At 66.5% G+C, this 22,247-nt stretch carries 19 protein-coding genes and 3 pseudogenes; 5 read left to right on the forward strand and 17 right to left on the reverse strand.

The genetic code is table 11. The features are described 5' to 3' along the window. Nucleotides 1-119: 119 nt before the first annotated feature. A pseudogene (locus PARJ55_RS22350) lies at nt 120-767 on the forward strand (RadC family protein); the annotation flags it as partial. A gap of 196 nt (nt 768-963) precedes the next feature. Continuing rightward, nucleotides 964-2,205, forward strand: a complete 1,242-nt coding sequence (locus tag PARJ55_RS0116625) for a site-specific integrase (RefSeq protein ID WP_028714053.1) — start codon at nt 964-966, stop codon at nt 2,203-2,205. 58 nt (nt 2,206-2,263) lie between these two features. Here PARJ55_RS0116625 and qatD read toward each other — a convergent pair whose 3' ends face one another. From qatD to pedF, 16 genes and pseudogenes are all read right to left on the reverse strand, one after another. Beyond that, nucleotides 2,264-3,007: a Qat anti-phage system TatD family nuclease QatD gene (gene qatD / locus PARJ55_RS23435; protein ID WP_084637890.1), complete on the reverse strand. Its 744-nt coding sequence runs from the start codon at nt 3,005-3,007 to the stop codon at nt 2,264-2,266. Continuing rightward, on the reverse strand, nt 3,004-4,281 hold the full coding sequence (gene qatC, locus PARJ55_RS0116635) for a Qat anti-phage system QueC-like protein QatC (RefSeq protein WP_028714054.1): 1,278 nt from the start codon (nt 4,279-4,281) through the stop codon (nt 3,004-3,006). Before qatC ends, qatD begins: the two co-directional genes overlap by 4 nt. Further along, nucleotides 4,278-4,883 (reverse strand): Qat anti-phage system associated protein QatB, encoded by a 606-nt coding sequence (gene qatB, locus PARJ55_RS0116640; protein ID WP_198019375.1) that lies wholly within the window; start codon nt 4,881-4,883, stop codon nt 4,278-4,280. The genes qatC and qatB overlap by 4 nt, the downstream gene beginning before the upstream one ends. Nucleotides 4,884-5,106: 223 nt before the next feature. Continuing rightward, nucleotides 5,107-6,975 (reverse strand): P-loop NTPase fold protein, encoded by a 1,869-nt coding sequence (locus PARJ55_RS0116645; protein WP_028714056.1) that lies wholly within the window; start codon nt 6,973-6,975, stop codon nt 5,107-5,109. Between the two features lie 543 nt (nt 6,976-7,518). Beyond that, nucleotides 7,519-8,247, reverse strand: coding sequence for an IS21-like element helper ATPase IstB (gene istB / locus PARJ55_RS0116650; RefSeq protein WP_028714057.1), 729 nt, complete (start codon nt 8,245-8,247; stop codon nt 7,519-7,521). After that, nucleotides 8,247-8,582, reverse strand: a pseudogene (locus tag PARJ55_RS24605) (IS21 family transposase); the annotation flags it as partial. The pseudogene PARJ55_RS24605 and the gene istB, both read right to left, overlap by 1 nt. 240 nt (nt 8,583-8,822) lie before the next feature. Beyond that, on the reverse strand, nt 8,823-9,392 hold the full coding sequence (locus tag PARJ55_RS0116660) for a recombinase family protein (RefSeq protein ID WP_028714058.1): 570 nt from the start codon (nt 9,390-9,392) through the stop codon (nt 8,823-8,825). 464 nt (nt 9,393-9,856) lie between these two features. Beyond that, nucleotides 9,857-12,040: a PAS-domain containing protein gene (locus tag PARJ55_RS0116670; protein ID WP_084637891.1), complete on the reverse strand. Its 2,184-nt coding sequence runs from the start codon at nt 12,038-12,040 to the stop codon at nt 9,857-9,859. Next, the gene (locus PARJ55_RS0116675; protein WP_028714060.1) at nt 12,040-13,194 is read right to left on the reverse strand and encodes an FIST signal transduction protein; all 1,155 of its coding nucleotides are present in this window, start codon (nt 13,192-13,194) and stop codon (nt 12,040-12,042) included. The genes PARJ55_RS0116670 and PARJ55_RS0116675 overlap by 1 nt, the downstream gene beginning before the upstream one ends. A 39-nt stretch (nt 13,195-13,233) precedes the next feature. Continuing rightward, nucleotides 13,234-13,962, reverse strand: a complete 729-nt coding sequence (locus PARJ55_RS0116680; RefSeq protein ID WP_028714061.1) for a response regulator transcription factor — start codon at nt 13,960-13,962, stop codon at nt 13,234-13,236. A gap of 80 nt (nt 13,963-14,042) precedes the next feature. Further along, nucleotides 14,043-14,447, reverse strand: a complete 405-nt coding sequence (locus tag PARJ55_RS22360; RefSeq protein WP_051416319.1) for a hypothetical protein — start codon at nt 14,445-14,447, stop codon at nt 14,043-14,045. Beyond that, a complete protein-coding gene (locus PARJ55_RS0116690) occupies nt 14,429-15,049 on the reverse strand; it encodes a pentapeptide repeat-containing protein (protein WP_028714062.1) in 621 nt (206 codons plus the stop codon). The genes PARJ55_RS22360 and PARJ55_RS0116690 overlap by 19 nt, the downstream gene beginning before the upstream one ends. A 67-nt stretch (nt 15,050-15,116) precedes the next feature. Then, a complete protein-coding gene (locus PARJ55_RS0116695; RefSeq protein WP_028714063.1) occupies nt 15,117-16,967 on the reverse strand; it encodes a PQQ-dependent methanol/ethanol family dehydrogenase in 1,851 nt (616 codons plus the stop codon). Between the two features lie 63 nt (nt 16,968-17,030). Then, nucleotides 17,031-17,975, reverse strand: a complete 945-nt coding sequence (locus tag PARJ55_RS0116700; protein WP_028714064.1) for a quinoprotein relay system zinc metallohydrolase 1 — start codon at nt 17,973-17,975, stop codon at nt 17,031-17,033. Beyond that, nucleotides 17,972-18,763: a quinoprotein dehydrogenase-associated SoxYZ-like carrier gene (locus PARJ55_RS22365; RefSeq protein ID WP_036714371.1), complete on the reverse strand. Its 792-nt coding sequence runs from the start codon at nt 18,761-18,763 to the stop codon at nt 17,972-17,974. Before PARJ55_RS22365 ends, PARJ55_RS0116700 begins: the two co-directional genes overlap by 4 nt. A 4-nt stretch (nt 18,764-18,767) precedes the next feature. Further along, nucleotides 18,768-19,454 carry a cytochrome c-550 PedF gene (gene pedF / locus PARJ55_RS0116710; protein ID WP_028714065.1) on the reverse strand — a complete coding sequence of 229 codons (687 nt, stop codon included), beginning with the start codon at nt 19,452-19,454 and terminating at the stop codon, nt 18,768-18,770. Nucleotides 19,455-19,629: 175 nt separating this feature from the next. Here pedF and PARJ55_RS0116715 point away from each other — a divergent pair, with 175 nt between their 5' ends. Continuing rightward, nucleotides 19,630-20,145, forward strand: a complete 516-nt coding sequence (locus tag PARJ55_RS0116715) for a rhodanese-like domain-containing protein (RefSeq protein WP_051416320.1) — start codon at nt 19,630-19,632, stop codon at nt 20,143-20,145. A gap of 21 nt (nt 20,146-20,166) precedes the next feature. Here the strand turns inward: PARJ55_RS0116715 and PARJ55_RS24610 are convergent. Continuing rightward, a pseudogene (locus PARJ55_RS24610) lies at nt 20,167-20,583 on the reverse strand (aldehyde dehydrogenase family protein); the annotation flags it as partial. Here PARJ55_RS24610 and PARJ55_RS24615 point away from each other — a divergent pair. Beyond that, on the forward strand, nt 20,482-21,762 hold the full coding sequence (locus PARJ55_RS24615; RefSeq protein ID WP_371257433.1) for a hypothetical protein: 1,281 nt from the start codon (nt 20,482-20,484) through the stop codon (nt 21,760-21,762). The pseudogene PARJ55_RS24610 and the gene PARJ55_RS24615 sit on opposite strands and share 102 nt — an antisense overlap. Next, a complete protein-coding gene (locus tag PARJ55_RS0116730; RefSeq protein WP_232215729.1) occupies nt 21,759-22,244 on the forward strand; it encodes a hypothetical protein in 486 nt (161 codons plus the stop codon). Before PARJ55_RS24615 ends, PARJ55_RS0116730 begins: the two co-directional genes overlap by 4 nt. The last annotated feature ends 3 nt before the right edge of the window (nt 22,245-22,247 follow it).

Consider the following 22,247-nt stretch of genomic DNA (forward strand, 5'->3'; position numbering starts at 1 on the left):
GCCAGGGCGGCGCCCCTGGCCACCTTGGGATCTGGGTATTTGGACAACAGAGAAGGCCGAGGAGGGCGGGGTCGCGCGCGTTAACCCGGTCTTTACCCCTGCTGTGCCAGTCTGGCGGCATGGAACCGAATCGCGCCTTTCACGAAGCACCGCTGCCGCTTTTCGCCCCCGCCCCGACCGCCGCGGGGGACGAGGCGCCGCTCGCCGGGACCGCCTGCCCGGCGCGCGGCAACCGCCTTCCCAGCTACATTGCCGATCACCGCGCCCGGCTGCGCGACCGCTTCATGCAGGGCGGCGCCGGGGCGATGCCGGATTACGAACTGCTGGAACTGGTGCTGTTCCGCGCCATTCCCCGGCAGGACGTGAAGCCGCTGGCGCGGCGGCTGCTCGACCGTTTCGGCGATTTCAATCGCGTGCTCTCGGCCCCGCCCGCCCGGCTGGCCGAGGTTCCGGGCGTCGGCCCCGCCGTGGTGCAGGAGCTGAAGATCGTCGAGGCCGCGGCGCAGCGGCTGGCGCGCTCGCGCGTCATGCACCGCCCGGTGCTGACCAGCTGGGACGCGCTGCTGGACTATTGCCACACCGCGATGGCGCATCGCGAGATCGAACAGTTCCGCGTGCTCTATCTCGACCGCAAGAACGTGCTGATCGCGGATGAGGAGCAGGCGCGCGGCACTGTCGACCACGTCCCGGTCTATCCGCGCGAGATCATGCGCCGGGCGCTGGAGCTGACGGCGAGCGCACTGATTCTGGTCCACAACCACCCCACTCATTGAGGATGATCACGAACGATCCCGCTCAATCACGTTGAAACACTGGGGATTTTGGCACTTTTCTGCGTTGCGTAGTGGGGGCGGTTATGGCAAATTGGGGGCTGTAAAAGGGGTAGAAAACGGCCTCCCGATCCCACCTAGCGATCCCCGTTTCTCCCTGACCGATCCCAGCTGCGGAACAGGAGGAAACACCATGCCTGCCCTGACCGACACCACGATCCGCCACGCGCTCAAGCGGGTCGAGACGAGCCAGAAACAGGAAAACCTCGCCGACGGCGAAGGGCGCGGCACCGGCCGCCTCCTTCTCGTCCTGAAGCCCATGCCCCAGCGCGTCACCGCCGACTGGATGGCCCAGCAGTGGCGGGACGGCAAACGCACCAAGAAGAAGATCGGCTCCTATCCCTCGATGTCGCTCGCCCAGGCGCGCGAGATCTTCAAGCGCGATTTTGCCGACGTGATCCAGAAGGGCCGGAGCATCAAGATCGCTACCGACACCCGCCCCGGCACCGTCGCCGATCTGTTCGAGGGCTATGTCGCCGCTCTCAAGGAAGCCGGGAAGCCCTCCTGGAAGGAGACCGAAAAGGGCCTCAACAAGATCGCCGACACACTGGGGCGCAACCGTCTCGCCCGCGAAGTCGAAGCCGAAGAAGTCATCGAGCTGATCCGCCCGATCTACGAGCGGGGCGCGAAGTCGATGGCCGACCATGTGCGCTCCTATCTCCATGCCGCCTTTAGCTGGGGCATGAAGTCCGACAACGACTATCGGCAGCAGTCCCCCCGTCGCTTCCGCATCCCCTTCAACCCGGCGTCGGGTATCCCGACCGAGCCCAAGGTGAAGGGCACGCGCTGGCTCGACGAGGACGAGTTCGTCCGGCTCTACCGCTGGCTCGAATGCCCCGACACGCCAGTCCATCCGCCCTATACCCGCGCGGTCAGGCTCATCATGCTGACCGGACAGCGGGTGCAGGAGATCGCCGGCCTTCACATCGATCAGTGGGATGCCAAGGAGAAGATCATCGACTGGTCCAGGACCAAGAACGAACAGCCCCATGCCGTTCCGGTGCCCTCGCTTGCGGCGGAGTTGCTCGCCTCCATCAACGTCAACGAATACGGCTGGTTTTTCCCATCGGCCCAAGATCCGTCGAAGCCCGTCAGCCACGGCACGCTTTACTCGTTCATGTGGCGTCAGCGGGACCGCGGCGTCATCCCCTATGTGACGAATCGCGACCTGCGCCGGACCTTCAAGACGCTGGCCGGCAAGGCGGGCGTTCCGAAGGAAATCCGCGACCGGCTGCAAAACCACGCCTTACAGGACGTCAGTTCCAAGCACTACGACCGCTGGAACTACATGGTCGAGAAGCGGGCCGGAATGGCGAAATGGGATAAATTTGTCCGGACGATGCTTGAGAAGAAGCACCTGAAGGCAGCCGCGTGATCTCAGACCGCTCAAGCCTCTCAGTAACCGCGCGAAGGTCATGCCAAGCTTTTGACGGTCAGCCGCCGGCAACCCCTTGGCTGCTTAATCTACGGAGGTTGCCATCAAGCTGGCGCTGCACCGTGTCGATGGGTTCTGACCAAATCTTCGATAGCGCTTCTACCGCTCGGTTTGCATCCCACGGCCATGCCGCTCGCCCATCAACCTGTGCGAAAGGGCCATCCGTCTCGGTAAGGATTCGGTCCCGTGGCATCTTGGCCGCCAGTGCCCTCCCCTTGTCACCGGCCAACATGGCCGGGCCAACGCTGAACCAGCACCCCAAATCGACCGCGCGCGCAAGCTCCCTTTGTGTTCCCGAAAACCAGTGAAGGATCGCTATGCCAGCACTGGGCTCCGTCACCAGCGCGTCAAGAACCTGCGTGGATGCGCGACGGCTATGAATACTCATGACGCGGCCCCCGACGCGAGCACAAAGACTGAGCACACGCGTGAAGACATGCTCTTGGTCCAGCCAATATCGCCGGTATTCTGGACCACCATCGAGGCCAATTTCGCCAACATACCGAACCTGCGGTAACAGGCGCTCAAACAGCGGAAGCTCGCCTTTACGTTCATGCGCGATTTGCGGATGCAGTCCGAGCGCTGTTCTAATACGCGGCGCATCCTTTGTCAGCGCCGCCGTTCCGGACCACGCTGACGGTGTTGTCGTGACAGAAAGAACATAGAGATCGCGAACGACGCACTCGCGCGCTACGGTGTGTGGATCAGGATAAAGGTCTAGGTGCGCGTGGAAATCGATCATTTGACGCCGTAAGCCTGATGAAGCGCGCGAAGCTCTTCAAGACCGCGCTCAAGCATACCGACAAGAGCCGGTCGATCAGCGATGAACGGGGACGCCAACGCATGACCGAGCCACGCCTCAATGCCATCTGCCTTGATGGCCGCAAGCGCGATCGCGACTGAGCGCACGTCGTCGAACCCCGAGTGATCTGCATCATCCTTTCCGATCGGTTCGTAGACGTAATCTGTCGTATCTTGGCTGGCGTCCCACGCGAGGAACGCCGCCCGTCGGACCTGACACGGAACGCATCGCCCGCATTGACGATAGTTGAACCGTTGGAATCGACCACAGCTCGTCGAACGTGCAGCCTCGGCGCCAAGCAAATTCTGGTCGGCGCACGCTTGGAGCATTTCGCCCTTGGTCTTCGTGGCATAAGGGTTGGTGATCTTGACACGGAGACCAGCCGCATCCAGCACCTTTTGCAGACGAGCCAGGAATTCCGGATGTGCCGTGCGAGTGCTGAGGCTTCCGAGCCGCCCGCCAGTCAGAGGCGGGTTAATGGCGATGAAGCCGTTCTCGCACACGAAGAGTGGCACCTCCGCGACCTCCCGATAGGCTTTGAGGGCCGTGGCAGCGATCACGCCAAAAGTGATGAAAACAAGCGACCTCGCCCGTTGCGAGGCTTCTTGCACACCCGGCGTATGTGCATTGTGGTTTAGTTGCAGGTGTCCGAGACCGCCCCCGATCTTTGCGGCAAAGTCGACCTGCTTGTCCGCGTCGCCTCGAACTGTCTGGCTGATTGCGAATGGCTTGTGGCCCGCCGCGGTTAGGTCAATCGCTCCGATCAAACTGTCTAGCCCGCCGGACAGAAGTACCACACAGCTCTCAGGCGGCCGGACTGGTTCACGAGGCGGCGTGGGCAGCATCCCACCCTCGTGAAATCGCAGGGTCCAGCGGTCGGTCGTGAGGAATGCGAGCGCTTCGGCCAAGGCCCGGGCCTGCCCGTTCCAGAACGGCGCGTCCGCCACGGCAATGTCGAGTTCGATCTCTCGTGTCCACCCGTCCGGGCTCTTGTCGCGCAAGACTGCGAAATCTGCAGTCACGACACTCAGCGCGATCGATAACAAGTCCCAGGCCCGCGGGGCCGGGTCAAATCGTCGGCGTTGGATCTCGGATCTCGCCGCATCGCCAGCGCTTCCTTGTCCTTCGGCCCGCGGCTGGCCGTAAAGGACCACGCGCATGATACCTTCACCGCCGGGCAGATCCGCGCCGTCTGGACCGCAGGCCAGCCTCATTCCGCGTATCCTTCAAACACCTCAAATGTCTCCCTCAGAGCATCCCTAACAACCTGACTGATGCGACCACTGGTGAGGCTGCGTCCGGCATCGCGCAGCTTGCGGAATGCCGCTGCCACGCTCTGCTTCACATAGTCCCGCACTTCCTTGAGCCGAGACAGAGCTGTCACCGCACTCGGCGCCTTCTCAACGATGGTCTTGCCGACATCGAGTTCAAAGCGACGGAAGACGTCGATTGCCGTGAAACGCTCGATGGCGAAGGCGCGCTGCTCAGGGTCGAGATTTAGCAGATCCGCATCTGGGAACCGGGTAAGAAGCTCGGTCAAGGCATCCCGAATTGCCGCGCGCTCAGCTTCTGCGTCCTGCGTCCCGTCGACCGGCCGAACCGCCTCCACAACGGCGTTCATAACTTCCTGCACATTGCGGCCGGCGAGGAGTGCCGGATCAAGCGGGCTGCCTGGCTCGGCCGGCTGTCCCGCTGCAACCCGCGCCAGCGCTCCGCCAAGCGCACCGGCGGTTGCCGCCGTACCTCCGAAGCGCCGAGTCGCTGTTGCCGATCCGCCATAGCCGGTCCGGACGTAGTGACCCATGCTGCGCCGCATGTCCCCACCATCGCCTGATTTTGCGAACTCGCCTAGCGCACGACGCGCACCGCGGAAGCGGGCTGGTGGGGCAAGTGGTGCGGGCGCCGGCGGCACCTGGGGGGCCGCAACACCGTCATCGGCTGGAGCGTCCCCGCCTTCCGCCCCATTGCCAGACGCCTCTCCCGTGGGCGGGTCCGGGGTCCAGGGTGGCACCATCGAGACGCCGCTGCCCGGGCCTCCACTAGATTGTGACGTTCCCATTTTCCCTCTGCCTCTTGATCGCCGCCTTAACCGGTCTGGACACCTGCCCCCGATCCCAGTTGTCGAAGACCCCCTTCGACCATGGCTGGTCCCCGATCTTCGGTACGATATTCGCCTGGATCTGCGCGGCCGGACGCTCGCCCAAGAAGGCGGCAAGCCTCGCACCCTGCGGCGGGTCGGCGTCGGCCACGACAAGGCAGGCTTCCAGAACTGCTGGTACGCCCCATTCCTGCTCCTGCCGCGCACGATCCAGAAGCCGGTCCATGATCACGGTGGTTTCGGTCCGAGGCACCCGCAGAAGTCGGTCTTTCAGACTCGATGCCATCTCCGGATGTTGCAAGAGCGCCGTCAAAAGCTCGGCTGCCTCCGAGGAAAGGCGGTCCTCGGGCGTGATCAGCGGCGCATGTTCACGGCTCACATACAGGGCTCCCCGCAGGTCCGTATCAGCGAGTGTCGGCGGCAGCGTCAGCCACTCCGCGAAAAAGGGCTCATCAAAAGGTGCTGCCAGAGCTTGTTCCTGCCCCGCGATCGCCTTCTCTTCCCATTCGGCGAGGAAGACAGGCTTGCCGGTGTCGCTTGCGCTCACCTGTGCCATCAATTCGGCAAATGCCTTCGCGTTGCCGAGCCGCTCGAACAACAGCAGCTTGGCCAAGACCGCCTCATCGACGCCGACGCCCTGCGCGTTGGAGATCGTCATGCGGATAGCAAGCGCATTGAGGAATCGTTTGATCAGGCGTGGATTGCCCAGAATGCCCGACGCTGTCGTCATGAGCGGGGCCAAGCGGTCCGCAGTATCGAAGCGGCCGATCAACTCGGCAGGCAAGGAACCGTGTAGCGACTGCACAAACGCGCGGTCGACGCGCTTGCCTGCCCAAGTCTGTCGTAATTGGGCGACAACTCCGCTACGGATCTTCTCCTTTACATCATCCGCAAGGTCGCTGTTCTCGACGAACAAGAGCATCATGTAGGCGCGCACTTCCTGGGTGCCCAAGGGCGGCACACGGATTGGCACCTGAATCAGCTTGTCGAAGTAGTTTGTGACGAGAAGATCATCGGGGACACCCTCAAAGTGCCGTCGAACGGCATGTTTGATCATGTCATTGTCGGCGGCGATCACGAAGGCGGTGTTCTTCAGGAACAGGAACAGCCGGATCGCCTCAAGCGTCGAGATCGTCGTTTCGGGCAGGCATCGATCGAGATCGTCGATCAGCACCACCAGCGTGACGCCGAGTTCCTCAAGCGTTTCCTCGAAGTTGTCCCGGAGCGCCTGAATTTCCTTGGGCGGCGATGTTTCCTCCTTTGGATTAAGCAATCCGCTCGCCGTCTCGGCGACCTCACCTGCCTTGCCCTTCGCCTCCTCGATCAGTTCGCCATCGATGCCGCCTGACAAGAAGCGCTTGCCCAACCCCCATACCTCGCCGAGCAATCCGGTGGGCGCCAGGCCGAGCGACATCGCCGCCGCCGAGCCTGCAACAAGCTTGGCGACCCGCAGCCAGCTCACGCGCTTTACCAGTGCCTTGGCCTTATCGACCGCTTTACCACGCGCCTTGGCCTCGTGCTCAAGCTTGGTTGCGATCACATCCATGAGCGCGGCGCGCGCATCGTCGTAGCCCTGATAAAGCCAGGCATTGAACTCGACGAACACAAATTCCCGCTCGCCTTCCTTGCGGGGCCGCGCAGCCAGCGACGCCTGAGTGAGCTTGATCAGCGAGGATTTACCGATGCCCCAAGCCCCGGACACACCAATAGAGATCGGCCGTCCTCGCGCCTGAACGATGATCTCCGCCACCGTGTCTGCTACGCCCGAGAAATTCAGGAAGTCCCGTTCAGTCTCATTGTCGGGCCACATCGGTTCAGGTTAATCCTCTGCTCGCGCCGAATCGCGCAACTATTTTGTCCGTTTACTTAAAGTTAGACAGGAATTGCTTCCAAAGCGAGCGTTGCTGACTTGGCCCCCAGGTTTTGTCCAATGCCTGCTACACTCGCTCGGAGAACCGTTCATAGGCCGTAATCCTGGAAGGTTTCAGGTCAACGTCGCGCTGATAGATTTCCTTCTTCAGAAAGGCCAGTTCTGCTTCTCTCTGTTCATCCGCAACATCGATGTACCAGGCACGGGGGCGGCCGTTCTCCTCTCCGTTCCAACGATACCCCCGCGACTTGAGCTGATCCTTGAACTCGAAGGGCGAGCCTTCGGCCCAGATACGCCATGTCGGCAGGCGAGCACGCGCGAGCAGGTGGGCAAGTGCGTTGACGCCGGACTGTCAATCGGCATCCAAACGGCCCCCCCGATCGGCGCCCAAAAGTGACCCCTTTGGCGCGCGGTTGAGCAGGCCCGTGGCGGCGTAGCTTTCCAGCTGGCGCAGCCGACGCGGGCCTGCGTTTCGGAGGGGGTTCAGGCTCGGGTTTTGATGCGCCAGCTGTCGTTGCCGGTCTCGACTATATCGCAGTGGTGGGTGAGGCGATCGAGCAGCGCGGTGGTCATCTTCGCGTCCCCGAAGACGGTCGGCCACTCGCCGAATGCGAGGTTGGTGGTGACGATGACGGAAGTCTGCTCGTAGAGCTTGCTGACCAGATGGAACAGCAACTGGCCGCCGGACTGCGCGAATGGGAGGTATCCGAGTTCATCGAGGATGACGAAGTCGAGCCGCATCAGATGTTCTGCAAGCCGGCCCGCCCGTCCAGCACGGGCCTCGGCCTCCAGCCTGTTCACCAGGTCGACGACATTAAAGAACCTGCCCCGGGCACCATTGCGGATGACCGCACGCGCGATCGCCACGGAGATATGGGTCTTGCCGGTCCCCGTTCCGCCAACCAGCACGACATTGCGCTGTTGGCTGAGGAACTCCCCGCTGGCTAGATCACGCACCAAGGTCTCGTTGATCGGGGTGTCATCGAAGGTGAACTCCTCGATCTCCCGGGCATAGGGCAGCTTGGCGGTGGTGATCTGGTATTTGACCGACCGCGCTTTCTTCTCGTTGATCTCGGCGGCCAGAAGATCTCCAACGATCTGGCGGGGTTCATGCTGGCGGCGCACAGCCACCGCCATGAGTTCATCATAAGCGGCGCGCATCCCGTAGAGCTTCAACTCGCCCATTGCGGCCATGATGTCAGCACGATCCATCAGCTGACCCTCCGCAGCAGGTCATAACGGGCGCAGTCCGCCACCGGTTCATAGGTCAGGCGCAAGGCCGGAGAGGTCAGCAGGAGAGGCGGCGGTTCCGGATCGCGCCTGCGAGACAGGATATTGAGGATCACATCGGCGGAGTGAACGCCCTGCGAAAGGGCTTCGGCGCATGCCTTTTGTACCGCAGGCATCCCTTCCGTCAGCACCGCGCCGAGGATCTTCACCATCTGGCGGTCGCCATCCGAGGAACCCTGCAGCTTACGGCGGATCTGTTCGAGCGCTCCGGGAAGAACCCAGTCCTTGAACGGTGCGCCGTTACGCAGCGCTCCGATGGCTTTCGAGCCTACGCAGACATGGTTTCGGAAGATTTCGAGCGATACTTCAGTGAGTTAACCGAGTATTTCGTCTGCATGGACGGCACACGGCTTGCCGTGTTCGAGCGAGCTCAGGAAGTGTCGAAGACTCATCAGGCATTCTGGAAGCGCGCAAATGACCTCGGGGTGGCTGAAAAGGCCGCGGCCAATTATCCCGATGCCGTTGAAGAACGCCGGTAATGAGCTGGCGCGTCGGCATTATGCAGCAGGAGCTTCTGACGCGGCGGCGCCGGCGAGGGCGCGATAGACGGTCATCCTGGATACGCCCAGGTCGCGCGCTACAGCTGCCTTCGACTGGCCTTCGGCCACACGCCTGCGAATTTCGGCGTCATGGACCGCTTTCTTGCGGCCTTTGTAGACCTGTCGCTTCTTCGCTGCCTCGATGCCGGCGCGCTGCCGGTCGCGGATGAAGCGCAGTTCCATGTCCGCCACCATGCCGAGGATCGTCACCACCAGCCGGCCGAGATCGCCGGCGGTGGACACATCAGGTTCCAGGACGCGGAGCGCGGCCCTCTTCTCATCGAGGTCATGCACCAGGTTGAGAACATCGCGAGTGCTTCGGCCGAGGCGATCGAGCCGATGCACGACCAACTCGTCACCTTCCCTCATGAACTGCATGATGGTTTCTAGTTCAGTCCGGCCGGCGCGGGTTGCCCCGCTGCCGATTTCTGTCCGGATGATCTCGCACCCGGCGCCGGCCAGGCGCTCCTTTTGAATCTCAAGGTCCTGGTCAGCGGTGCTGACGCGTGCATATCCGATCCGGGCCATGTCCGTCTGTCACAATAGGGTGGATGCAATGACGCTACTGTAACTTTGCTTGATCTGATAGGCAAATGTTACAGATGATAGACCGTATCACGATCTGTCTTTCAAGGTGTGCCCTATTGTTACGCATTGGTGCTGAACGCGAGTGCGCTTCGCGGGTTCAGGAAGGCCAGCGACGCATCGACGCGAAGGCTGCGGCGCATCGCGACGTTCCACGGCTTGTGGCTTCAGCTGTCTCAGCCGAACGGGCCAACGCACATGATCTCCGTCAACAGGGCGATGGTCCACTTGCCAGTAGACACCCAATGAGTTTGCATTTTTTGCCCAATTGGTTGGGCTTTCGCGGATCTTCGCACCACTTCGCATCCGGGGTCTTCCGACGTCCTCCGATGTCTTCCGCCTTAGTGCAGATATTCGTGTCACACAACATCGGTCGCCGCGCCGCGGGCTGAGGCTTCGGCGCCGGCTCAGCCGGGCTGGCAGACGAAGGCCTCCAGCGTCTCGGGGTCGATGGGCTTGAAGAGGATCTGCAGCCCGGCCTGGCCGGCGGCGCGCCGGGTTTCGGGGCTGCGGTCGGCGGTGATGATGCGGGTCGGGCGCAAGCCGAAGCGGCGGTGCAGCGCCTGCGCCGTCTCGACGCCGCTGGGGCCGTCGCCCAGCTGCTGGTCCAAGAGGTAGATGTCGGGGATGACGCCCATCTCCTCGACCAGGGTCAGCGCCTCGCTGCCGCTGGCGGCCTCGACCACCTCGACGCCGCGGCGTTCCAGCAGCTGCGCGATGGCGCTGCGCAGGTCTTCGTCATTCTCGACCAGCAGCACAATGCGGTCCATGCCCGCCTCGGGCGGGGGCGTGGCGGCGGGGGCCTTGCTGCCGGCGCGGGGCAGGTCATGCGCCAGGGGCAGCTCGACCGAGAAGCGGGTGCCGCGGCCCGGCACCGAATGCAGCCGCAGCCGGTGGTCCAGCAGCGCGCAGGCGCGCTCGACGATGGCCAGGCCCAGCCCCATGCCGTGCGCGGCCGAGGCGGTGCCCTCGACGCGGTGGAACTCGCGGAAGATCGCCTGCTGGTGCTCGGGCGCGATGCCGGGGCCGGTGTCGTGGACCTCGATGCGCAGGCTGCCGCCCTGGCGGCGCACGCCGACCAGCACCCGCCCGGCTTGCGTGTAGCGGATGGCATTGCCGATCAGGTTCTGCAGGATGCGCCGCAGATAGGCCGCGTCGCTTTCCACCGCCAGTTGGCAGGGCATGATGCGCAGTCCCAGGCCCTTGGCGGCGGCAAGCGGCGCGAATTCGTCGGTCAGCTGCGCCAGCAGCAGCTCCATCGACAGGGGCGCGATCTCGATCTCGGTGCCGCCGGATTCCAGCCGCGACAGGTCCAGCAGCGCTCCCAGGATGCCCTCGACGCTGAGAAGCGCGTTATGCGCCTTTTCCAGCGTGGCGCGCAGGGCGCTGTCGCCGGCATCGTCGCGGGCCGAGGCGACGAAGAGCTTGGCGGCCGAGAGCGGCTGCAGCAGGTCGTGGCTGGCCGCCGCGACGAAGCGCACGCGGGCGGAATTCGCGCGCTCGGCATTGGCCAGCGCCGCGGCCAGCTCCTCGGTCCGGGCGGTGACGCGGGCTTCCAGCGTGGCCTTGGCCCGCAGCATGGAATGGATCGCCAGCCGTTCGCGCGTGACATCGGTAAAGGACATCACGAAGCCGCGCTCGGGCATCTCGCGGCCATGCACGTCCAGGATGACCCCCGAGGCGTGCCAGAGCTCGAAGGACAGGGGCAGGCGCGCGCCGCGCATCCGCACCCATTCGCGCAGCTGCGAGGCCGAGAAGCCTTCGTTGAAGCGGGCCTGATACAGCATCCGCACTGCCAGCCGCTCGAAGCTCAGCCCGCGATGCATCAGCGCCGCGGGGATCTCCAGCAGGTCCGCGAGCCGCTGGTTCCAGCCGATCAGCGCGCCATAGGCGTCGAAGATGCCGACGCCCTGGTTGATATGCTCCAGCGTCGCGCAGATCATCCGCGCCTGGTTGTCCAGCAGCTTGCCATGCTCGATACGCTCGGTGCGGATGATGCGGGTCACGTCGGTATGCAGGACCACCGTGCCGCCGTCGAGCGTGCGCTGCTCGCTGACCTGGATCCATCGGTCGCCGGTCAGGCCGATGTTGAAATGCTGCGGCTGCTCGTGGCGCCGCATCCGCTGGGCGATCCAGCCGTCGGCGGTCAGCCCCTCGGGCAGCAGCACCTGCCGCGACCGGCCCAGCAACTCGACATAGGCCGCGAAGCCGATGCCGGGGACAAGCGCCGGGCGCACATCCGGCAGGTCGGCGCAGAAGCGGCTGTTGCACAGCACCAGCCGGTCCTCGGCGTCGAACAGCGCGAAGCCTTCCTCGATGGCCTCGATGGCCTGCGACAGGTCGCGGCGGGCGCGCTCGGCGGTGGCATTGGCGGCGTTCAGCCGCTCCAGCGTCGCCTCGAGATCGCGGGTGCGCTGGCGGACGCGCTCCTCCAGCAGGGCGGCGCGGCGGAATTCCTCGAAGGCGGCGTTGTTCTCGTCCCGGCGCTCCTCGGAATGGCGCATCAGCGCCTCGGCGATGACCAGCAGCTTCTCCAGGTTCTGCCCGGCATCGTCGTTACGGTCGATGAGCCAGTCCGAGATGCGCGCCATCAGCCGGGCTCCGCCAGCCGCGTCCCCGGCGGGTAGATCGCGCAGCCGGTCAGGGTGTGGTTGACATGCAGCGGGCCGAATTGCTCGCCATAGGTGGAAAAGCCCCAGACGCGATGCCGGCGCAGCACTTCCGAAACGGCACCGCCCAGCTGCTTCTGCTCGGCCTCGATGCGGCGCAGCACGCAGTCGAAGCCCAGCACCGCCACCGGCGGCACCGGCCCGGCCAGCTGCGACAGCCGCCGGTCCAGATGCGCGGGCAGGTCCTCGGGCTCGGTCAGCGCCAGCACCACGCCCGCGTCGATGGCCGAAAAGAACAGCAACTCGCCCGAAGGCAGCACGCGCTGCACCGCCCGCACGTGATAGCGGCCGCCGACCCGCACGGCGAGCGGATGCGCGGCAAAGGTCAGGTAGTCGATCAGCGCCGGATCCTTGCCCAGGATGCGGGCGTATTCCCGCGCCGCCGGCTCGGCATTGATGCGCTGCACGATGCGGGCGGCGGGGTCGGCCCGGGTTACCACCATGCGCCGCTCGGTCGGGTGCAGGTGGTCCATGTTCAGCGCCCGCACCGGGCAAAGCCCGCGCAGCACCGACAGCACCGCCGCGTTGCGCAGCGCCCGGCCGCGATGCAGGACCAGCGTTTCCCGGAATCGCAGCCCGTCCCCGGCCGATCCGCCGATCAGCGGCACATGGCCCGAGCCGGCCGCCAGTGCCGAGGCCAGGTCGTCCTCGCAAAGCGACAGCCCGTCGACCAGCAGCAGGGCGAATTCATGCGGCAGATGCGCCTGCGCACCCGCGAGATCCTGGCGCAGTTGCAGGAAGGCCGCCGCCGCGGCGCTGCGCGACAGGCGGTCGAGGTCAGTCAGCTCCAGCACTTCGGCCGCGAAAAGCCGCGAGGGGAAACCCAGCGCCAGCACCGCGCCCTCGTCATAGCCCGCCTCCGAGATCTCGCCGGCGGTGGTGCAGCCGACGACATGGGCGGCGGGCAGGCGCGCCGCGGTCTCGGCAGCGATGCGCGCGACGTCGGCCCGGGGCGAGACAAAGAGCACGACCAGCGCGAAGGGCCCGGGACCAAGGCCCCGCGCCAGCCGGCCGGTCACGTCGGCGTCCTGCGCCGGCGCGTTGGCCCGCGCGATGCAATCCTGCGCTGCGCTCACCCCGGCCTCCCTTCCGCTGTCGCGCCTCCTCCGTCAGGCTTAGCGGTTCACTCCCTCGCTGTCATGGCCTGCGATCTCGGCCCCCGCCTCGGCGGTCATGGCGTTGAAGCTGATGTCCTGGGCGAACAGCACCGCCTGGGTGCGGGTCTGCACCCGCAGCTTGCGCATGATGGCAGTGACATGCGCCTTGACCGTGGTTTCGGCGATCGACAGCTCATGCGCGATCTGCTTGTTCAGCAGCCCGGCGCTGATCAGCTGCAGGATCCGCGCCTGCTGCCGGGTCAGCGAGGCGAGCCGCGCCAGCGCCTCCTCGGCCAGGCTGGGGGTGGCATTGTCCAGCGCCAGCCGACTGGCATGCACCTCGCCGCGGGCGATGGCGGCGAAGGCCTCGCGGAAGGCCTCGCGCGGGGCGTGCTTGGGCACATAGGCGCTGACCCCGGCCAGCAGCGCGCCGCGCACCACCCGGCGCTCGTCCATGGAGGAGACCACGATGATCGGCCGCTCGGCCGCCGCCTGGCGCATGCGCACCACGCCTTCCAGCCCGTTCACGTCGGGCAGGTGCAGGTCCAGCACGATCACGTCCGGGACCGGCTCGCGCGCCATGCGGTCCAGCGCCTCGGCCAGGCTGCCCACGGCCTCGACCCGGGCGATGCCCACCGGGCCGGTCAGCGTCATCGACAGCGCGTCGCAGAACAGCGGGTGATCGTCCACGATCAGCGCCGTGTTCAGCGGCCGGATCGGCGGCGGGGGTTGCTGGGCTTGTTCCATGGTTCTGCTCATCTGGCTGCCTCGGCTGGAATGGGTCGAGTCTAGGGGCGGGCGGCGGGGCCGTGAAGCGCGGGATGCCGTCACCCCGGGTCCTCCAGCCGGATCAGCCAGCCGCCCGAGGCATTGACCTGGATGCCGTAGCGCCCCGGCCTCTCGATCAGGAACGAGCCCGAGCCGGCCCCGGCCTGATGCAGATTCTGGATCACCGCGCCCGATGCGTCCAGCAGATAGACCACCATGATAGCATCCATGCTTTCGAAGACCAGCCGCGCCGGTCCGTCCAGGTCGAAGCGCGGCAGCACCCGGTTGCCGGCGCCGCGATGCTCCAGCGCCGGCTTCCGCGCGGCGAGCCGGTCATAGCAGGCCAGCCGCAGGGCTGCGTCCGGCTCGGCCCGGCAGGCGCGAAGCGCGTCGGCCAGGTCGAGCCCCGGCGCCGGCGTGGCCGCCAGAGCCGCCGAGGCCAGGATCACCAGTCCACGGGGCATCCCGAGCAGTTCTCCATATGCACCCCCTCCCAGATGGCATAGGGGGCGTGGTTGCCCTCCAGCAGCGCCTCGGCGAAATCGGCGTTGTAGAACTTGCTCTCCATCAGGTTCGCGCCGATCAGCTTCGCGCCGACGAATTTCGACTTGGGCGCCATGGTCGCTTCGAGCGTGGCGGCGGTCAGGTTCGCGCCCGACAGGTCGGCGCCGGCCAGCCGGGTATAGTCCAGGTTGGCGCCGGTCAGGTCGGCGTCGCGCATGACCACGCCCTGCAGCTGGGCCATCTGCAGGTTCGCCCCTCGCAGGTCGGCGCCGGTCAGGTCGGCGCCCTTCAACTCGGCCCCGAACAGGTTGGCGCGCATCAGGTTCGCGCCCTTCAGGTCGATGCCGTTCAGCTTCAGCCCGCGCAGGTCGGCGTGGCGGAGGTCGGCGCCGGGGCAGGCGGCGCCGGCGCGGATCTCGCAGGTGCCGATGACCAGCGGCCCTTCGCGCGGGGTCGGTTCGTCGACGATGACCGGCCAGCCGCCGCCGGTCTGTTCGGAATTGGCCGCATGGACCCCGGAGGCGAGGGCCAGGGCGGCAAGGATGGTCAGGCTTCTGAGCATGGGATTTTCCCTCGGTTCGGGGTGTGGGGACGGGCAGGGACGACCTGCCCGGCCGGTCAGTTGCCTGTCACTTCGAGGCGGTCAGCAGCTCGTCCGGGATCTCGAAGACCCAGAACGAGCCGCCTTGGCTGACCTGGGTCGTCAGCGTCGCCATGTCGCCGCCCCAGAGTGGCACCGCGCCGCCATAGCCCGAGGCGATGCCCAGGTATTGCTTGCCGTCCATTTCCCAGGTGATCGGGGACGACACGATCCCCGAGCCGGTGTTGAACTTCCACAGCTCCTCGCCCGTTTCGGCGTTGAAGCCCTTCACGAAACCGTCCGAGGTGCCGGTGAAGACCAGGTTGCCGGCCGTGGCCAGCGTGCCGGCCCATAGCGGGAATTCCTCCTTGTGCTCCCATTTCTTCTCGCCGGTGGTCGGGTCGAAGGCGCGCAGCGTGCCGATATGGTCGTCGTAAAGCCGCTTGATGCGGAAGCCCTGGCCCAGATAGGCGGCGCCGGCCTGATAGGTGACGTTCTCGGTCCAGTAATCCTCGGTCCAGTGGTTCGCCGGGACATAGAACAGCCCGGTCTTCTGGCTGTAGGACATCGGGTTCCAGTTCTTGCCGCCCAGGAAGGGGGGCGAGACCTCGATGCTGGCGCCCTTGCTCTCGCCCTCGGCGGGCAGGGGCGGGCGCTGGCCCTCGTTCTCGATCGGGCGGCCGGTCTTCAGGTCGATGCCCTTGGCCCAGGTGATGCCGTCCACGAAGGGAAAGGCGTTGAGCAGCGCCGTCGGCCGGTTGATCTCGCCGCCGCGCTTCGACAGCGCCTCGATGTCGGTGACATAGAAGAAGCCGTTGCGGTCGGCATGGGCGCCGGCGCGATGGGTCTTGCCGTCCTTGTCCTTGTAGTCGAACAGGATGATCTCGTTGTTGCCGGAAAAGTCCCAGGCGTCGTTCGGCGTGTGCTGGTAGAAGCCGACCAGCTCGCCGTTCGAGGGATCGACATAGGCCTGGCCCGAGGTATACAGGCTGTCGCCCGGCGTGCGCGCCCAGGTGTTCCAGGGCGCGGGGTTGCCGGCGCCGACGACGATGGTGTTGGTCTCGGGGTCGTAGCTGGCCGATTGCCAGGGCGCGCCGCCGCCGTGGCTCCAGGCCTCGACCTTGCTGCCGTCGGGATTGTTCGGCCAGCTCGGCGCGGCCGGATCGCCGGTGACGGTGCCCTCCGCGCCAGCCAGCGTGCCCTTGTGCCCCTCGACGAAGGGCCGCATCCAGATCTCCTCGCCGGTCTCGACGTCGCGGGCATAGAGCTTGCCGACCACGCCGAACTCGTCGCCCGAGCTGCCGTGGATCAGCATGACGCGGCCGGTCTCCTTGTCCTTCACGATGGTCGGCGCGCCGGTCATCGTGTAGCCGATCTTGTGGTCCTCGAACTTCTTGCGCCAGACGACCTTGCCGGTGTCCTTGTTCAGCGCATAGATGCTGGCGTCCAGCGTGCCGAAAAAGACCTTGTCGCCATAGATCGCCGCGCCGCGGTTCACCACGTCGCAGCAGGGGCGGATGTCCTCGGGCAGGCGGGCCTCGAACTTCCACAGCCGCTTGCCGGTCCTGGCGTCCAGCGCCCACATCCTGGAATAGGACCCGGTGACATAGATCACCCCGTCATGCACCAGCGCCTGGGTTTCCTGGCCGCGCTGCTTTTCGTCGCCAAAGGAAAACGACCAGGCCGGGCGCAGGTGCTTGACCGTCTCGGCATTGATCTGGTCGAGCGCGGAATAGCGCTGCGCACCCACCCCCAGCCCATACATCAGCACGTCGTCGGTGGTCTCGGCGTCGTTCAGGATGTCCTCCCAGGTGACGGGGCTGGTCTCGGCATGGGCCATCGCCGCGACGCAGGCGAGGGCCAGAACACTGGCCGAGGTCAGTTTCAGAAAGCGATTCATGCAGTCTCCTCCATATACATGAACGACGGGTTGCCCGCGTCTGATGCCTTGTCGGTCCTTGCTTCAGGCGCCGCCGACGACTGGCAGCGCCAGGGTTTCATGGTCGCCGAAGCGGCGGACGACCGAGCGCAGGTATTCCTCGGGATTGGCGCCCAGCCCGGCGAATTCGGGGACGGGGCCAGCGGCCATCGCCTCGATTGGCGTCAGCCCCAGATCGGCGGCCATCGCCAGCCGGTCGCGCGTCGCCCGCAGATAGGCGCGGGTCTGCGCGATGCCTTCGCCCGCGCGGTGGAAGCGGCCATGCCCCGGCACCACCCCGGCGGGGCCGAGCCCTTCCAGCCGGTCCAGCGCCGCCAGCCAGGTCGCGAAATCCGCGTCTGGCAGGCTGGGCGCGCGGTCCAGGAACACCAGATCCCCGGCGACCAGCACGCCGGTCGCCTCATCGAGGATGGCCAAATCGGCGGCGGTGTGGCCGGCCAGCGGGATCATCCGCAGGGTCCGGCCGCCGATGGCGCGCGGGCCGGCCTCGACCTCGCCGGTCGCGGGCATGGTCCGGGTCCCCGAGATCCAGCTGCCGAGGATCGAATACAGCGTCTCGGCATAATCCTGGGCATATTCGCGGCAGGTCGCGGATGTCGCCGCCAGCGCCAGAACCGGCCGGTCGGCCAGCGGCGCGTTGCCAAACCAGTGGTCCGGGTGATGGTGGGTGTTGATCGTCGCGACGAGCCCGCCCAGCCGCTGGTCGGCAAAGGCGCGAATCTCGGCCCCCATGGCGGCGGTCGAGCCGCTGTCGACGACCAGCGCGCCCTGATCGGTCGCCAGCAGCGCCACGTTGACGATGTCGCCGCCGTTCTCGCGGGTGAAGACCTCGCGCCGGCCCTCGATCATCCATATTCCGTCTGCAACTTCGACTGGCTGCAGGCCATATCTGCGCGGCTGCGCGAAGATGGGCAAGGGCAGCGTCAGGACGGCGGCCCCGGCCAGCAGCGCCCGGCGGGAAAGGCTCATGGCGCGTCCTCCACCCGGCCCGCGAAGGCATAGCCCAGGTTGTCGCGCGCCCGGATCGCGACCGGCCCGCGCGCCAGGTCGAGCGGCAGCAGGAAAGTCAGCGCCGGGTTCTCCTCCAGTGGCTCGTGCAGCTCCAGCGCGGCGATCTCGGCCCCGGCGGCGTCGAGCAGAGCCAGTTCGGTCAGGTGATGCGCCGGGATGCCGTCCGCCAGGCCGGTGTCCTGCGGATGGCGCAGCCGTAGCCGCAGTCGCCCGGTTTCGGCCCAGAGCCGGGCGCGCAATTCGCCGAAGCCCTGCTGCCAGTCGGGTCGGTGGTGCGCAGCGGCGGGCGCGCTGCATCCGCCGCCAAGCGCGCTGACATAGGCCGCGCCGACCAGCCATTCGCCCGCCCCCGTCTCGGCCCCGGTCTCGGCCGAGGCGCGCAGGGCGCCGCCGACCTCGTATTTCACGCCGAAGCCCAGCAGGGGCAGGGCGCGGCCGGGGCGAAAGACGATGGCCTTGGGAAAGGGGCTGTAGTCGATGGTGACGACGATGCGCCGGATCGGCTGCGCGACGGCGGTGGCGTCGATCAGGAAGGGCACATGGCGGGAATCCTCGGCCGCGCGCGGCGCCAGGACGGCGACGGCCGGATCGTTGCGCCAGGCCGCGGGGTCGCCCAGGAATTCCTGCCGGTGCGACGGCCACATGCCGCTGTCGAACGCATCGCCCCCCACGGCGGCCGGCCCGGTCCTGCCGGTCAGCAGCGGGGGCGAGGCGGCGCCGGGCAACCTGTCCGTCAGCAGCGCCATGGCCCTAGTTCCTCAGCACGCCATGGATCAGCTCGGCGGCCGCCGGCGCATGCGAGGCGCCGCTGCGCAGCATGTGCGCCGCCTGGTCCAGCACGGTCACGGCGCGCGGCGCGCCCGAAAGCGCCTCGAAGCCGCTGCCGGCGCTTTCCAGCTCGGCGGCCAGCGCCTGGGCCTGATCGGCCCCGGCATCGAGCGGCAGCGCCTTGACCTTGTCGTAAAGCGCCGCGATCTCGGTGCTTTTCTCCGCCAGCGCGTCGGCATCGGGGCGGGTCTCGATATAGGTGCGGATCGCCCAGATCGCCTGCTGGTTCAGGATGCCCTCGAAGGGCGGCATCTTCACCGCGCCGTTCTGCTCATAGCCGTGCAGGATGCGGTCCAGATACCATTCGTCGCCGAAGGCGCTGGCCTCGAGGAAGCGCAGGTCCGGCGCCAGCCCGCCCGAGATCGCCTCGAGCCCGTGGCAGCGCGCGCAATTGCTGTTGAAGCCCTTGGCACCGATCTCGACGGCCTTGAACAGCACCGCGCCGTCCGCCTCGCGCCAGGGGTTTTCGCTGGCCATCTCGGCCGGAAGTTCGGGCAGGCCGGCGGTGTCGACCGCCTGCGGGGCGGTGTCGCCATGGCCAAGCGCCATCGATGCCCAGAGAGCGAGTGAGACGGCAAGAGGAAAGGTCTTGCTTATCCTGCGGGTCATGTTCCAAAGTCCTTCGCGCGTATCCGTTGTGCGTTGCGTCCTGGTCAAATTTCCTTGAGATCGAGAAAGGGTAAATTGTGCCATGGTCGTATTGCGCACCCTCCGCAGGGCCCGGAGCCTGCGGTCCCGCCCCGGAATCGGGGCATTTCTCCTGCTTCTGGCGGGGGTTTTCCCCTTGGCCGTCGCGGCCGAGCAGCCAGTGCTGTTCGACGAAAGCGGCTATCGCCTGGACGGCTATCGCGCCCCGGTTCCCGAAGCGGTGCCGGGGGCGAGGACGCTCGACCTTGCGCAGGTGCGGGCGCTGATCGGCCAGGGCTGGATCCCGGTCGACGTGATGGGCGCCCGGGTTTTCGGGATCGGCGCCGACGGCACATGGATCCTGCCCGAGCGGCACCGCTCGATCCCCGGCGCGCGTTGGCTGCCGGTGGTCGGCTGGGGCCGGCTGGAGCCATGGCAGAGCGATTATCTGGATGCGAGCCTGGAGCGGATCACCGGCGGCGACCGCAAGGCGGGGCTGATCCTGTTCTGCAAGTCGGATTGCTGGCTCAGCTGGAACGCCGCCAGGCGCATCGCCGGGCGCGGCTATGTCAACCTGGGCTGGTTCCCCGGCGGGGTCGATGCCTGGGCGGATGCCGGCCTGCCGCTGGTCGAGATCCGGCCCGAGCCGCATCGCGGCAGCTGGTCGCGCTGATCGCCGCCGCCCGGCGGGGGGTCAGCCATGCGCGGCGGTCACGGTCTTGAGGCGGGTGAAGCCGTAGAGCGCCTCGAAACCCTTCTCGCGGCCATGGCCGGATTTGCCGACCCCGCCGAAGGGCAGCTCGATGCCGCCGCCGGCGCCGTAATTGTTCACGAAGACTTGGCCGCTGCGGATCTTGCGCGCCAGCCGCAGCTGGCGCGCGCCGTCGCGGGTCCAGATGCCGGCGACCAGCCCGTATTCGGTACCGTTGGCGATGCGGACCGCCTCGGCCTCGTCCTGGAAGGGGATCAGCACCTGCACGGGGCCGAAGATCTCCTGCTGGGCCAGCGCATGGCCGGGATCGACCTCGGAAAACAGCGTCGGCAGCACGAAATGCCCGCCCGGCGCGGCATCGGGATGCAGCCTGCCCTCGGCCGCCAGGGTCAGCTCGGCCTTGCCGCGGTCGATGAAGCCTATGAGGCCGAGGGCGGGCGCGTCACCACCGACCTCTTTGCCGACCAGTCCTATTTCGAGGACGTGGCCCTGCTGCACGAACTGTTCACGGCCAAGCTGGAAGCTCACGCCGGCACCATCATTGCCGATGGCTGGAAATGGGCCGAGCCGATCCGGGACAGCTATGTCGGCTATTACGAGATCGAGCAACGCAAGCTGGATCGCATCTATGCGCAGGAAGGCGAACTGTCCGAAGCCGAGGCCGAGCGTTATGATGAACTGGCTGAACTGGCGAACGGCGACGTCCTCGATGCCGAGGGCGAGGCCGAACTGGCCGCGCTGCAAGCCATTCTGGACGGCGGCTTTACCGACGAGCAAAGGGCCATGTCCGGCGTCCTGTTCTATGTGGATCAGAGCGGTGCCCTGAAAACCCTCGAAGGGCTGGTGACGCGCGAGGACCGCGCCGCCGCCATCGAGGCCGGATTCCTGCGCCCATCGGTTCAAATCGAGAGCGGCAGCGACACCCCGAAATCGCCCATCAGCAACGCGCTGCGCGACGACCTCGGCCGGGTTGCCATGGGCGCGCGGCAACATGCCATCCTGCGCGATCCCGACCTGCTGCTGGACCTGCTGGCCTATCAGTTGAGCCATGGCCTGCAGTGGCGCAAGCCGTTCGGCCTTGCCGCCGAGGCCGTGCCGAACTGGCCCACTACCGAGGCGGAAGGCTATGATCTCGACGAGCGGCTGGCGGGAAAGGAGCCGCGCGAGATGTATGGCAAGGACCTGGCCAAGTCCTTCCGGGCCTTCCGTCAGAAGGGGCAGGATCACACGCGCGGCGAGTTGATCCGCTGCCTTGCCGCCCTGTTTCGTGGCGGCGACGAGCAGCTTTCCGCCCTGATCGACAAGGCCACAGCCCCGCAAATCCGCGAAGTCTGGACCCCGACCGCCGCCAATTTCTTCAGCCGCGTCGGCGGGCCTTACCTCAATGAACTCTGGCGCGACCTGCTGGACCTGCCGGAAGATCACCCGACCGCAACAACCTTCGCCAAGCTGAAAAAGGCCGAGAAGGCCGCGAAGCTGGAAGCCCTGTTCGGTGACGATGCCACCCGCAGGGCCCACGGCGTCACCGAGGCGCAGGCCGCGCGGATCGACGCTTGGCTGCCCGAAGGTATGGAGTGACCGAGGCGCGGGGCGCGATTGCGCCCCGCCCATCGAGGGAGACAGACATGCGCTTTATCAGGTATCCCCGCCACCCATTCACCGATACCAGCCGCAAGCGCGCTGCGCTGCGCCGCAAGCAGCGCCTCGAACGCGAAGCCCTGCCCCTTTTTGCCGAGCAGATCGCGGCAGCGCAGCCCGGCGAGGATGAGGTCATGCAGGCCCGCGCCGTGCAATGGGCGGAATCGCAGGCCCGAACCCGGTCCTGGCGCGCGGCCCGCTGGAGCGCGGCCCGGCGCAGGCTTGCCGCCCTGACCGCCAATGAGCGCGCGGTCCTGCTGGCCGCATGGAACCGCGCGCCCTACCCCGCCGATCCCACATATCTGCTGGATTTTCTGCACGGCTATAGCGTCGGGCGCTTCACGCTGGACACAATCCCCTTCGACCAAGTGCCGCGCAACAAGCACGGGCACCGACAGCACGAGCATCAGGAAAGGACGTAAGAC

The organism is Paracoccus sp. J55 (assembly GCF_000513975.1).
In the GTDB taxonomy this organism is placed as follows: Bacteria; Pseudomonadota; Alphaproteobacteria; order Rhodobacterales; family Rhodobacteraceae; genus Paracoccus.